The 13,722-nt window shown below is 27.4% G+C and carries 12 protein-coding genes; 7 read left to right on the top strand and 5 right to left on the bottom strand.

The annotated features are described in order from the left end of the window. The first annotated feature begins 274 nt into the window (after positions 1-274). Entirely contained in the window at positions 275-988 is a 714-nt protein-coding gene (locus MSCUN_RS02745) for a tRNA(His) guanylyltransferase Thg1 family protein (protein ID WP_095608914.1), read from the top strand. A gap of 146 nt (positions 989-1,134) precedes the next feature. Then, positions 1,135-2,232, top strand: a complete 1,098-nt coding sequence (locus tag MSCUN_RS02740) for a Mov34/MPN/PAD-1 family protein (RefSeq protein ID WP_095608915.1) — start codon at positions 1,135-1,137, stop codon at positions 2,230-2,232. A gap of 233 nt (positions 2,233-2,465) precedes the next feature. Here the strand turns inward: MSCUN_RS02740 and serA are convergent, their stop codons facing one another. The 4 genes from serA to MSCUN_RS02720 all read right to left on the bottom strand — a co-directional run bounded on the left by serA (position 2,466) and on the right by MSCUN_RS02720 (position 6,821). Further along, the gene (gene serA / locus MSCUN_RS02735) at positions 2,466-4,040 is read right to left on the bottom strand and encodes a phosphoglycerate dehydrogenase (RefSeq protein ID WP_095608916.1); all 1,575 of its coding nucleotides are present in this window, start codon (positions 4,038-4,040) and stop codon (positions 2,466-2,468) included. A gap of 505 nt (positions 4,041-4,545) precedes the next feature. Then, the gene (locus tag MSCUN_RS02730; protein ID WP_146192107.1) at positions 4,546-4,848 is read right to left on the bottom strand and encodes a hypothetical protein; all 303 of its coding nucleotides are present in this window, start codon (positions 4,846-4,848) and stop codon (positions 4,546-4,548) included. Positions 4,849-5,620: 772 nt separating this feature from the next. Further along, positions 5,621-5,971, bottom strand: coding sequence for a hypothetical protein (locus tag MSCUN_RS08400; RefSeq protein WP_245837658.1), 351 nt, complete (start codon positions 5,969-5,971; stop codon positions 5,621-5,623). A gap of 622 nt (positions 5,972-6,593) precedes the next feature. Beyond that, on the bottom strand, positions 6,594-6,821 hold the full coding sequence (locus MSCUN_RS02720; RefSeq protein WP_095608918.1) for a hypothetical protein: 228 nt from the start codon (positions 6,819-6,821) through the stop codon (positions 6,594-6,596). Between the two features lie 257 nt (positions 6,822-7,078). On the opposite strand from MSCUN_RS02720, the gene MSCUN_RS02715 reads away from it, so the two are divergent. Beyond that, complete coding sequence (locus MSCUN_RS02715) at positions 7,079-7,825, top strand: aldo-keto reductase family protein (RefSeq protein ID WP_095608919.1); 747 nt, start codon at positions 7,079-7,081, stop codon at positions 7,823-7,825. Here the strand turns inward: MSCUN_RS02715 and MSCUN_RS02710 are convergent. Then, positions 7,820-8,872: a transcriptional regulator gene (locus MSCUN_RS02710; RefSeq protein WP_095608920.1), complete on the bottom strand. Its 1,053-nt coding sequence runs from the start codon at positions 8,870-8,872 to the stop codon at positions 7,820-7,822. The two genes, MSCUN_RS02715 and MSCUN_RS02710, sit on opposite strands and share 6 nt — an antisense overlap. 140 nt (positions 8,873-9,012) lie before the next feature. Between MSCUN_RS02710 and MSCUN_RS02705 the strand changes: the two genes are divergently transcribed. From MSCUN_RS02705 to MSCUN_RS02690, 4 genes are all read left to right on the top strand, one after another. Further along, on the top strand, positions 9,013-10,326 hold the full coding sequence (locus MSCUN_RS02705; protein ID WP_394338959.1) for a tRNA(Ile)(2)-agmatinylcytidine synthase: 1,314 nt from the start codon (positions 9,013-9,015) through the stop codon (positions 10,324-10,326). A gap of 379 nt (positions 10,327-10,705) precedes the next feature. Continuing rightward, complete coding sequence (locus tag MSCUN_RS02700; RefSeq protein WP_095608921.1) at positions 10,706-11,020, top strand: V-type ATP synthase subunit H; 315 nt, start codon at positions 10,706-10,708, stop codon at positions 11,018-11,020. 10 nt (positions 11,021-11,030) lie between these two features. Further along, a complete protein-coding gene (locus MSCUN_RS02695; protein ID WP_095608922.1) occupies positions 11,031-13,031 on the top strand; it encodes a V-type ATP synthase subunit I in 2,001 nt (666 codons plus the stop codon). A gap of 141 nt (positions 13,032-13,172) precedes the next feature. After that, positions 13,173-13,661 (top strand): V-type ATP synthase subunit K, encoded by a 489-nt coding sequence (locus tag MSCUN_RS02690; RefSeq protein WP_095608923.1) that lies wholly within the window; start codon positions 13,173-13,175, stop codon positions 13,659-13,661. Positions 13,662-13,722: the final 61 nt, after the last annotated feature.

Raw genomic sequence — 13,722 nt, 5'->3', positions numbered from 1 at the left:
TTATTATATAAGATATTTAGTTATACATCATAAATAAACCATATAATTTTTAATAATATAAACTCAACTTTTTTTTCTATATTTATAGAATTTATATTTTTTCATTTTTTTTTAAAAAGCTAATTTATTTATATGATCACACCTCCTTTTTCATTTTTTTAATAAAAACATTTTTATTTGATAAAAATCTTATTTTTTAGTATAATCAGTAGTTGAAATCAAAAAGACGAAAGTATTTTAAAAAAAATTATTAAAAGTGGGGCGTAATTAGCATATGCTAAAACAATATGAACAATTTTCAAATCTTAAAACAGTACCTGGAATGCCTATCATACTTCGTGTTGATGGTAGATATTTCTCAAAATATACAAAACAATTACATCTTAAAAAGCCATTTGATGAACGATTACGTGATCTTTTTATAAGTGTGGCAAAAGATGTGATACAAGAATTTAATCCTAAATACATATACACATTTTCTGATGAATTTAATATTTTACTAGAACATATACCATTTAATGGACGAGTTGAAAAGATAGATTCAACATTTGCATCATATATTACAGGATCTTTTATGAAACATTTGTATTTAAATCATAAGAAGTTTAAGGTTGATTTACGTAAGCTTAATAATGTTTCATTTGATTCACGTATTATAACACCATATGATAATATTCGTGAATATTTTAAATGGAGGCAAGATGAAGCATGGCGTAACTGTTTAAATGTATATGCTCAAACTGCTTTAAATAAGAAATATACACCAAAACAAACAGCTCAAAAACTTTATAAACTTAATAAGGTTGACTTACATGAAATACTTTATAAAAATGGAATAAATCCAACACATATGCCAACATGGCAAAAACGTGGAATAGCAATATATAAAAAACCACGAAAAACAGAAGGATATAATCCAAAATCAAATACAAAAAATATCTCAGTAAAAAATAAGATCTATGTTGATATGGAAGTTGAAAAACTATAAAAAAAACCACCATATAAATTAAGCTATAAGACTAAATAACAAATATCTTATTAAACTTCAGATAGATTAATTAAATAAATAATCTTAAAAAATAAAGACAAACCAATAAAAAAAAACAATATAATACTAGGAGTTGTGAAAACACAATGAACTTTAACAAGTTTCTAACAAAATTACTTGGAAATGACAAAAAAATCGAGGAAGTTCAAGTAGATCAAAAAGTTATCGATGAAATCGTAAAAATTGCAAGAAATGCAGATCCTAATGAATATGTAGCACTACTTTCAGGAAAACGTGAAAAACAAATACTTAAAATTACAGGACTTATATTTCTACCATATGCAGCATCAAATACCAGTGCTGTAATGCAAATATTTATGAAACCAATGACCACAACAGCAGTAGGTTCAGTACATAGTCATCCAGGACCAAGTAACATGCCATCAGATGCAGATTTACAATTTTTTAGTCAAAATGGATTCTTTCACATGATTATATGTCAACCATACACACCATATACCATAGGATCATATGATCAGGCAGGAAACCCAATACCATTTACAATAAAAGATCTAGGTGAAGATGTAGATATTAAAAACTTGGAAGACTTTGATATAGATGATGACTTTGATGAAGAATTCCTAAAAGAAATGAAAGAAGATGATGATGAAGATGATGATGTTAAATCAACAGATATATATCATCAAGACTTAATTAATCAAATACCAAACTCAACACAACCAACAAATATATCAGAAAATATTTCAATGTCACAAGATTATATAGAAAATAATGATAAAAATATAGATTCAAGTGTAGATAAAAATATAGATAATAACAACAATGATAAAAGTGAGGATGAAAACATGCAACAAGATGAACAACCACAAGATGCAAATATTATAGAATTACAAATTGAAGTAGGGGATGAATTAATAACTAAGAAAATTCCATTACCACCAGAATATGAGCCAGGTGATGATATAGAAGTATCAATCTGTACAGATAAAACTCCTGGTGATTCAATAGATGAAATTAGTTTAAATGTTATAAAACAAGGTGTATCAATGGATAATAATCATGTAATTGATATAACACCAGAAACTAAAGAAATAGAATCTAAACAAGTAGAAGAACCTGCTAAATCATCAACTGAAATAGAAGAAGAAATTAAAGCTATGGAAGCAGATATTGAAAAACTTAAGGAAGAAAATGAACGTCTTAAAAAATTAAATAATGAATAAAAAAAAATATAATTATTTAGATATTCCCCACCCAATTTAATTTTTATACATTTTATAATATTTTACTTATTTTACTATAAATTATACATTTATAAAAATAGATTTCACTGGATTTTAGGTTTTGGTGTTTAATATTTTACATGTTTTAATGTTATATTGTTTAAAAAAATAGTTATCATATATTGGATGTTTAATTTTAAAAAGAAAGTAGTAAATAGGATTTTTGGTTAATCCTATAATTTAATTGCTTTTACACTTTCAATATCTGGTGTTTCTTCAAGTTTTTCAACTACTTCTTCTGGTATTTCTTGATCTACTTTTACAACCATTACAGCTTCTCCGCCTTCTGAGAGTCTTCCAACTTTCATTTCACCAATGTTTATTTCGTAATCACCGAGTATTTGTCCGATTTTACCGATTGTTCCTGGTAAGTCGATGTATTTGATGATTGCCATGTTACCTTCAAGTGTTAGGTTTATGTCATAGTCATCTATTGAAATTACACATACTTCATCATTTTCTACTGTTCCTTCAATTGTAATTTCATCATCATCTGTGATTACATCTATTTTTATTGTTGCATCGTATTTTCCGTTTTTATCTATTTCACCTTCTGTGATTACGATTCCACGTTGTTTTGCTATAGATTTTGCATTTACGGAATTTACTGGTTCATTTAGTATTGGGTTTAGGAATTCTTTTAGTAATTCACGTGTTAATGGTTCTTTTGCTCTTCCTGAGATTTTTCCACTGTAGATGATTTTTAGTTCTTTTACGTTTGGAGATGTTGTTTGTACTAGTATTTGACCAAGTTTTTCTGTTAATTTGAAGTATGGTTTTAGTTTCTGAAAGGTTTCAGAGTCCACCACAGGCATATTTAGGACGTTACTTGGTGTGTTTCCATTTAATACCTCTTTAACTTCTTTTGCTACAATAATTGCTGCATCACGTTGTGCTTCTTTTGTTGATGCTGCGATGTGTGGTGTTAATACTACGTTATCTAATTCTACTAGTGGGCTGTCTTCAAGTGGTTCGTTTTCATATACGTCGAGTCCTACTTTAAGTTCTGGTCTTTCTTTTAGTACTTCATATAGGTCTTCTTCGTTTATGATTCCTCCTCTTGCACAGTTTATTAGGATTGCATTATCTTTCATTTGGTTGAGTTGTTCTTTTGATATTAATCCTTTGGTTTCTGGTGTTAATGGTACGTGGATTGTCATTACATCAGCATTTTCTATTAGGTCTTCAAGTGTTGTGATTCTTACACCTAATTCGTCTGCTGTTTCTTCGGTTATGTATGGGTCATATACGATTACATCCATTTCAAATGCTTTTGCTCGTTTTACAACTTGACTTCCAATTCTTCCCATTCCGATTACACCTAGGGTTTTGTTTCTTAGTTCCATTCCCATAAATCGGCTTTTTTCCCATTTTCCATCTTTTACTGATGCATCAGCTATTGCTATTTTACGACTTAATGCTAGGATTAATCCCATTGCATGTTCTGCTACTGTGATTGATGTGGATTGTGGTGCGTTTACTACAAGTATTCCATTATCTGTTGCTGCTTGTACATCGATGTTATCTACACCTACTCCTGCACGTGCGATGATTTTTAGATTTTTTGCTTTTTCTATTACATCACGTGTTACTTTTGTTCTACTTCTTACAATTATTCCTGTGTATTGGTCTATTGTTTCAAGAAGTTCTTCTGGGGTTATTGTTGGATCAAATACTACTTCTGCTGATCCTTCGAGTACTTCTACTCCTTGATCATTTATTTTATCTGCAACTAAAACTTTTTGCATGTTAACTCTCCTGTCTTATTTTTATATAGGTTATTGTGAATTTAATTTTTATAAAAATTAATCGTTATTATTTTTTTTTCTTTAATTATCATCTATTAATATAGTATGAAAACTTAATTAATAAGGTATATTTATTTATATTTTTTTTATTATAAATAATTGATTTAATATATATTAGAGGCTCTGTCAAAAATTGGGTTGGTTTTTTCAAACTTTATTATGAGCGTCCTAATAATTTTGTTTTAATCTAAATCTTGTTAAAACACCTTTTATTGTCTTCATCCTTTTTTTAATTTCTTTTGGAAATATTTTTTGGAACATATTTTCAATTTTATTGTTTGTAGATACTATATTTTTATTTTCAATTGCAAATGTTAAGTTTTTAAAATAAATAACAATTAATTTCCAAATTATATATGAAATAACATTTTTTACGCTTTTAGCGTAACTAACAAGTTCATTTAGTTTTTTTCTTGCTTGTTTTATATCTTTACAATTCAGTATTTCAAATATTTCTTTTTTTATCTACTTTTTCTTGGGTTATATATGTGTGTATATCTCTATTTAGTTTTTGTTTCGTGTTAAATATACAAAATTGGTGTTTAAACTTTAAATCAGTTATTGGTTGTCTATAATCTATTTTTAAATCTGTTGTTATTGATATTCTTTCCTGATTTTGTGTTGATTTTGTTAAGAACTCTTTAACGTTCTTTTTTGACTCATCCGAGTATATTTTCATCGCTACAATAGTATTCATTTTAGTGTCTGATAATGCAAAAAGATAGTTCAATTCTCGTTTAATTTTCACCCAAAGACTATCAAATGAATAATAACCTGAATACGTCCATGATTCTGCTTTATTTTTATATGCGTATGATAAAATAATGTTTTCTATAGTTTGGTGTGAAATATCTACGTTAAAGCTTTGTTTTAAGTTATTTTTTATTTTATAGATACTAGATCCGTAAATAGATAATAATTTTAGTATTTCAGTTATTACTGGAATTGTAATATTACAATTTGGTAAAATAAATTCAGATAAATCTTTATTAAATGTTTTTCCACATTTTACATTTATATCTTAAAATTTTAAGTTCTACTTCCCCATCTTCTAAAACTACTAATTTTCTTTTTGTATATTCATGTTTTGTATTGTGTTTACTTCCACAATGTGGACAAATCGATTTATTATTTTCTAAATAAACTGATTTTTTATATAAATCAATATTTTCTTCATTAAAAAATTTATAATTATTTTTTTGAGTCTTAAAACCTATTTGAATATTTTTTGAAACATTTTTAATAAAATCAAAAATTTTATATGGAATTACATCTAATATATTATTGAGGAAGGTTATTTTTTTTATTTAACATGTTAAAATTTAACTCCCTCAAATTATATTAATTTTACTAACTTATTTTTTAATTTAAATCCTTTTTTTACAAATAAGTATTTTTACTATAAAATGATATGATTCCAAAACCAGAAAGTTTTTGACAAAGCCAGATTAGATCATGATTTAAAAAAATATTTTTTTTAGTATTTTTTTTTGGCTCTGTCAAAAATTGGGTTGGTTTTTTCAAACTTTGTTATTATCATTCCAATATTCTAATTTTAGCTCAAATCTGTTTAAAACTCCATATTTCGTTTTCATTCTTTTTTTAATTGATTTTGGAAATACTTTTTGAAATAAATTTTCGATTTTATTACTTGTAAATGCTATATTTCTATTTTCAATTGCATATGTTAAGTTTTTAAAGTAAGGCTTAATAAATTCATTTAAAATTCTTGAAATAACATTTTTCATGTCTTTTGTAATCTTTTTAAGTTCATTTAATTTATTTTTAGCTAAATCTATATTTTCACAATCAAATATTTCAAAAATATATCTTTTAAGTTTTTTAATATCCTTTATTTCTTCTTTTGACAATTTATTTTCTTTTATTTATTTTTTTATATTCCTATTTATCTTTTATTTTGTGTGAAAATTACAAAATTGGTGTTTAAATTCTAATTGTGCTATAGGAAGTCTATATTCTTCTTTTAAATCTGTTGTTATTGCTATTATCTTTTGGTTATGCGTAGATTTCTATAAAAACTTTTTTATTGTTTTTTTAGACTCATTCGAAGCTAAATCAAATGAAACCAATGTATTCTGTTTAACATCAAATAAAGCTAAAATATACTTCCACGAACAGTTAATTTTAGTCCAAAGACTATTAAATAAGTAATAACCTGAATAACTCCAGAATTAAACTTTATTTTCTTTTTTATAGTTTTTAATAACGTTTTATATACTTTGGTGTGAAATATCTACTTTAAACTGTTTTTTTAACTCATACTTAATTTTATAGATACTAGATCCATGAATTGAATAAATTCTTCGAATAGTCCCTATTACAGGAATTATAATATTACAATTCGGTAAAACAAAATTAGACAAATCAGTATTAAATATTTTATTGCATATTTTTACATTTATATCTCTGAATTTTAACTTCTACTTTTCCTTCATTTAAAATAACTAATTTTTTTTGTTTTATATGCAAATTTTATAACTTTTTTTTTGATCCACAATGCGGATAAATATCCTTATCATTTTTTAAATAATAATTACTCTCTTTTTCAACATTATTTTTTTTGTTTATTCGTTTTTTAGATTTATTTTCTGATTTAAATTCTAATTTTACTTTATTTTCAAAATTTTTTATAAAATCGAAAAGATTATAAGGAATTAAGTTAAATATATTACCAGGAGTATTTATTTTTTGGTTAAACATATAAAAATATCTACTCCTCTAATCATATTAATTTTACGGACTTATTTTCTAATTTTAAAATATTTAAAACAAAATCATCATTAAGTGTAAAAATAATACTTTTTTTTAACAACCCAATTTTTGACAGAGCCTTTTTTTTATATAATATAATAATATTAGTTAATAAAAAAGATATTATAAAATAAAAAATGAATTTGGAAATTAAATAAGAATAATTTAAAAAAAAATGATATTAATTTAAGGAGTAGAATATTATTATGACATTTAAAGAAGTTATTTTTGGAACATCAGTATTTACATTTGCACAACAGTTTGGACACCGTTCACGTCTTTATGAACTTGACTTTAAAAAACAACCTGAAAATGTGGAAAAATTATTAAATTATGCATATGATGAGGGAAATTTAGATACTCTTATGCTTAGAAATTCAGATGATTTAATTGCTGGTGTTGATTTATCAATAAAAAGTGGTCATGCATGGAGTTGTATTGGCTTTACATCTGAGGATAATTTTAATTCTGATATGGAGTTATTTTCAAAATATGAAATGTCAACAGTTATCCTTGATGGATTTTTTGTTGATGAATGTATTAAGAAAGGTGAAATTGATCGTGTTGTAGATTATCTTAAACGTCTTAGTGGTGAGTATGGATATGTTGCTGGTATTGAAACACGTATGCCATTTAATCACCTTGATAAGATTTATAATTCTGATATTTTTAAGTATATAGATGTTATTATGCTTCCAATTAACTTTTATGGTTATATGATGGATTGTAATTTCTTAAATAAGGAAAATCGTAAATTAATGGATGAATTATTATCTCTTTATGATGAAAAAAAAGTTATTGCAAATCGTACACTTGCTGCAGGAGTTTTAAGTCCTGCAGAAGCATACCAGTTTATGAAGGATGTTAAGTATGTTGATGCAGTTTGTGTTGGTATGTCTAAAGAAGCTGAGATTGATGAGACTATGAAAACTATTTATGATGTAATGTCATGAATCTTCTACTTCTTTTTTTCTTTCTTTTATAAGTTTTATTAAATCCTCGAAATTGTCCATATCTTTTAGTTCCCATGTATATATAGAGGGTACTTTTTTTATAGTTTTCTTATCTTTACTATCTTCAAGAACAAATAATGCTTCATTTTGGGTAATCTCGGCTATATCACGTGTTTGTTCAGCGATTTGGTTAAGTTTTTTCTCATTACGTTTACGTTCCATATTAGTTATAAGAATATTATTTCGCACACGTTGTTTATTTACCTCACTTTTAAGTTTTTCAACCTCAAGGAGAGTATTATCAAGTTTTTCTTTAAGTTTATTTAACTTCTTATTTTCAAGTTTTCTTTCTGATATTGCATCAAATGGTGTTTTATTTGATGATTTTACATCATATCCTAGTTTTATTAATTCACGTGGTTCTTTAATTTTACGATCAAGTGACTTATAATAATCTGATTCAAATAAGTTAATATCAACAGCTAGATTTGTATTTAGTATCTCTTCAAGCATTAGAAGAGTTTCAGGATATGTCTGACTATTTCCCTGTTCATATTTATATATGGTTTCTCGTGAAACATGACTTAGATCTGCAAGTTCTTTTAATGATAAATTATATTTTTCACGCATCTGTTTTAGTAATTCACCATTAACTTTAACATAATATCCACCACGTTTTGATAGAATTTCAGGATGTATTTCATTAGCTATAATATTACATAGTGTTTGAGGTGATATTACAGGTAATTCATATCTTTCATATACAACATCTTCTTCTAGGTAGTTATGTTTTGATTTTAATCCAATAATTATTGGACTTGCAAGAAATGTTCCAGCTACTTTCGATAACTCTTCAGCTTGTGTTTGTGTTAAACTATCAATATTCTTATAGATTTTAAGAATAATTAATATGTCATCACGACGAGCAAGTATATCAAAACAACTTCTATCATAGATGTTAGATGTTTGAAAATCATATGTATTAAGAAGAATATTAATATCATATAACATGTTTTCTCGTGTAATTGAAGAATAATCTACTTTCATAATTTATATATTTATATGTATTTAATATAAAACATTATAATATAAATAAAGAGAATAAAATGGGAAAACCCAATTTTTTTTTAATTTTAATTATTTAATTTACATAAAACATTTTTTTCAATAAGGGAGGATATCTTATTTTGAATTATGAAAAACCAATAACACTACATGTAGGAATTGATGATACAGACTCAGCAGAAGGAATGTGTACAACATATCTAACATGTATTATACTAAATAAACTACGCAAACATAATATATACCCAGTTGATTATCCAAGACTTATACGACTTAATCCATTTGCTCGGTATAAAACACGTGGAAATGGAGCATTATCATTTAAAGTAGAAGTTGAAGATGAAAAACAAGAACAACTCATAAAAGATGTAACACTAGAATATGTTGAAAAATATGCAATGTTTGATGGAGTAAATACTAATCCTGGTGTAATATTCTATAAAGGTGAAATAACAGATGCTATGCGTTGTTATGCTCAAAATGCAATATATGAAATATATACAATAGATTATGCAACTAAGTTTGCCCAGGAGAATAATATTGAGTATCATAAATTTAAAAAAGGACGAGGAATTATCGGTGCTATTGCTGCAATATCATTAAAACTTACAGATCAAACATTTGAATTACTAGCATATAGGCAAGCTGATAAGTATGGTACTAAAAGATGTCTTGATGATGAAAGTATTTTTAAGATGAATGAAATTACATATCCTGATACATTTGATAATATTGATGTTGAACAAAATTATACAGCAATTGAACCACATACACCATGTCCTGTATTATATGGAATACGTGGAAATACTCCTGAAGCTGTAAAAAAAGCACATACTATAGTTAAATCATGTGAAGAAATTGAAGATTACTGTATATTTAGAACAAATCAACATACTGATATGCATATGCAAGAAGATATACCAATAAAAGATATGAAACAAACAGGTTGTTATGTCTTTGATTGTGAAGTTGTAAAAAATCCATATGATATTAAGGGAGGACATGTATTTTTCGAAGTATCAGATGATACAGGTGTATTAACATGTGCAGCATTTGAGCCAACTAAGTCTTTCCGTGATATTGTACGTAAATTACGAGTAGGTGATAAACTTACAATTTATGGTGGATTAAATGAAAATAACACACTTAACATGGAAAAATTCAAATTAAATACTGTGGCTGATGAATATGTTTATGAAAATCCAGTATGTAAGTGTGGTCGTCGTATGAAATCTGCTGGTAAAAATAAGGGTTTTAAATGTCCAAACTGTAAAGAAAAGATAAGATCCTCAGATAAAGTTAAACGTAGTATAAAACGTGAAATTGAACCTGGATTTTATGAAGTTCCAACAGAAGCACGTCGACATTTATCAAAACCTATTATTCGTATTACAACAGGTGCTGATATGATACTTAAAAATCAGCAAGATTTATAAGTATATAAAATTTTTTCTCCTCCAATTTTTTTTACTATTATTATTATTTACTTGACTTAAGGTATTATAGTATATTTTATTAAGTAGTTTTAGGAAGTCTATTTCTATAAAAATATATAACTAATGATAACTAATATATATTAGTATATAAGATAATTTTATGAACATATTAAAATTTTTCACGATAATTCATTTTAAAGTGTTAAATTTTACGTTCTCATGTCTATATTGAGGTGATAATTGGATTAGCATACATTTTTTTATTTAAATAACAATTACACGATATATACTCAATTATTTTTAAAAACAAATAAGATAACTTATTTTGGGTATATTTTTTATATTAGAAGAAAAGATCATATAAAAAGGTGATTTATAAATGGCAAATATTTCTGAAGCTATCAGTGCAATCAGAAAAGCAGAATCTGATGCTGATGGTATTATAGATGAAGCAAATAAAAAATCAACTGAAATGATCCAACAAGCTCGTTCTACAGTAGATTCACAAATTAGCAAAGCTATTGAAGAAGCAAATGATGAAGCTAAACACATAGTAAACGCTAGAGAAGATGAAGCAGCTAAAGAAGCAGTAATCATCAACAATGAATCTGACCAAGACATTAAAAAATCCCTCATGGGATCAGAAAAAAATGTTGAAGACGCAGCTGATATAATAATAGAAATCGTATTATAGGGGTTAAACTATGTTTAGGCCAGCACGAATGCAAAAAATAAGCATAGTAACATTGAATCAATACACAAAACCTTTAGTAGACGCTCTTTATGAAAGAGGACTTATGGAAATTGAAGATCTCTCTGAAGAAATTCATAATGATGATGAATACAAAGGATTAACTGTATCAAAACAAGACCCTCACGCAACGAAGATTTCATCACTAGCAATGAAATGTGATAGTATCATTGATACACTTAAATCTTCAGAGCCAAAAACTAGTATGGTTGAAGTTATTAAAGGATTTTTCAGCCCTAAAGAAATATTCTCAGAAGAAGTAAAAAACCTATCTCCTGAAGAATTATCAATACACGCTGAAAAAATCATTACAAAAGTTGATTCAGTCCTCAGTCCAATTGAATCACGTATGAATGAAATTGGTACTGAAGAAACCAAATATAAAGACAACTTAAACATTGCAAATCAATTAAAAAGTTTTGATGTTGACTTTGCATACTTACAAAATAATGCATACACATCATTCATCACAGGGCTACTTCCACAAGAGCACCTAGCTGATGCAAAATCACAAATTGAAGAAGCAACACAAGAAGTAGTTATATTTGAAGGTTCTCCAGATTCAGAAAGTAAAGATAAAACAGTAATACCACTTATTATTGTAACACTTAATGAATTTGAAGAAGAAATTTCTGGTATTTTAAGACGCTTAGAATTTGAAAAACTAGATGTTTCCGGATTAAGTGGAAAAGCTAGTGAAATTATTGAAGCATCCGCTAAAAAACTAGAAGATTTGAAAAACGATAAAGAACAATGTATAAAAGATATTAGAGAAGTAGATTTACGTTCTAGAGATCAAATGCTCATATTAAAAGAACAACTTGATATCGAAAAACAAAGAACAGAAATTTACTCATACTTTGGTGAAACAGAAACTACCAAAATGATTAAAGGATGGGTAGTTAAAAAAGATGTTGACGAAACTTTAACAATTATTGATCAAGTTACAGAAGGTAACAGTATCATAGAAGTTGAAGATCCTTCAGAAGAGGAAATCGAAAACAACGAAGTACCTGTAAGGCAGCAAAACCCTGCTTTTGCAAGACCATATGAGTTACTTGTAAACATGTACTCAACACCAAACTATAAGGATATAGATCCTACAATCATAATGGCATTTTTCTTCCCATTCTTCTTCGGTTTCTGTTTGACCGATGCATTTTATGGAATAATTATTGCTATTGTCGGATTCCTCATATATAGAGGAATAGGAAAAGTGAACAAAACATTTACCTCATTTGGTGCTATACTTACCCAAATGGGTCTGTGGACAATACTGATGGGGCTAGTAACGGGAGGTTTCCTTGGAGACTTTGTACCTAGATTCTTAATGGGAGATGCAAATGCTGCATTACCAACTGTAATTCCAAGTATAAACGCATTCGCACATCCAGAAAACATCTTGATATTAGCAATTATCATAGGTTTAGTACACCTAAACATAGCATTCTTATTCGGTATAATTGATAATGTAAAAAGTCGTAACATTAAAGAGTTATGTTCAGGTCAATTATGTTGGGTAATTATTGAAATTTCAATAGTATTATTCGTAGTAGCTGGAATGATTCCATTTGCAGTAACATTCATTATTGCATTAATCTTACTAATTTACGGAGCAGGTGCTATGGGAGTTATGGACATATTCGGATATATTGGAGATGTATTATCATATTCAAGATTACTTGCATTATGTCTATCCACTGGTGGTATCGCAATGACAGCAAACCTTTTATTCCAATTATTAGGACAAATGGTTCCATATGTTGGAGTAATTTTAGGTATTATTGTATTCTTCGCAATACAACTATTTAACATTGCATTCCAATCACTCGGTTCATTTATTCACTCATTACGTCTACACTTTGTAGAGTTCTTCGGTAACTTCTACACAGGAGACAGTGAACCATTCGAACCATTCGAAGCAGAAAGAGTATATACTAAAGTAGAAAAATAAGTAAGAAACTTCTTTAGTAATTATATTCTATATTTTTAAAACAAACAGGAAAAAATAAAGATCTTACTAAAAAAATTTAAAATAAAATTATTATATAAAAAATTTAATAAAAAATTCAATATAAAATTGGAGGAAAATATCATGGCAGCAGAATTAGCATTAGGTTCAGCCCTAGCTGCAATAGGTGCAGGTACAGCAGTAGGATTTGCAGCATTAGGTTCAGGTATCGGTCAAGGTATAGCATCTTCAGCATCTGTAGGAGCAGTAGCAGAAGATTCAAGTATGTTTGCTCAAGGTTTAGTATTTACAGCTATTCCTGAAACTCAGGCTATTTACGGTTTCCTTATCGCTATCTTATTATTAGTATTCTCAGGAATTATGGGAGGATCTCCATTAGGAGTAACAGCAGGTTTAGTAGCAATTGGTGCAGGAGTATCAGTTGGTTTCGGTGGACTTGGTTCAGGTATGGGTCAAGGTATCGCATCATCCGCATCTGTAGGTGCAGTTGTAGAAGAACCAGGTATGTTTGCTCAAGGTTTAGTATTCACAGCTATTCCTGAAACTCAGGCTATTTATGGTTTCCTTATCGCTATCTTATTATTAGTATTCGGTGGAATACTCGGAGCATAGAGTTAAAAATAAAAAAGACTTTCTTACATTTTAACTTGGAGGAAAAGTCTTTAAAATTAAA

Source organism: Methanosphaera cuniculi (assembly GCF_003149675.1).
In the GTDB taxonomy this organism is placed as follows: domain Archaea; phylum Methanobacteriota; class Methanobacteria; order Methanobacteriales; family Methanobacteriaceae; genus Methanosphaera; species Methanosphaera cuniculi.
The sequence above is the reverse complement of the archived record's forward strand: the minus strand, read 5'-3'. Positions and strand labels throughout refer to the sequence as shown.

Excerpts from the sequence above, each read along its gene's own strand:
- MSCUN_RS02745 (WP_095608914.1), top strand. The coding sequence starts at position 275 with ATGCTAAAACAATATGAACAATTTTCAAATCTTAAAACAGTACCTGGA.
- MSCUN_RS02740 (WP_095608915.1), top strand. The coding sequence starts at position 1,135 with ATGAACTTTAACAAGTTTCTAACAAAATTACTTGGAAATGACAAAAAA.
- serA (WP_095608916.1), bottom strand. The coding sequence starts at position 4,040 with ATGCAAAAAGTTTTAGTTGCAGATAAAATAAATGATCAAGGAGTAGAA.
- MSCUN_RS02720 (WP_095608918.1), bottom strand. The coding sequence starts at position 6,821 with ATGTTTAACCAAAAAATAAATACTCCTGGTAATATATTTAACTTAATT.
- MSCUN_RS02715 (WP_095608919.1), top strand. The coding sequence starts at position 7,079 with ATGACATTTAAAGAAGTTATTTTTGGAACATCAGTATTTACATTTGCA.
- MSCUN_RS02710 (WP_095608920.1), bottom strand. The coding sequence starts at position 8,872 with ATGAAAGTAGATTATTCTTCAATTACACGAGAAAACATGTTATATGAT.
- MSCUN_RS02700 (WP_095608921.1), top strand. The coding sequence starts at position 10,706 with ATGGCAAATATTTCTGAAGCTATCAGTGCAATCAGAAAAGCAGAATCT.
- MSCUN_RS02695 (WP_095608922.1), top strand. The coding sequence starts at position 11,031 with ATGTTTAGGCCAGCACGAATGCAAAAAATAAGCATAGTAACATTGAAT.
- MSCUN_RS02690 (WP_095608923.1), top strand. The coding sequence starts at position 13,173 with ATGGCAGCAGAATTAGCATTAGGTTCAGCCCTAGCTGCAATAGGTGCA.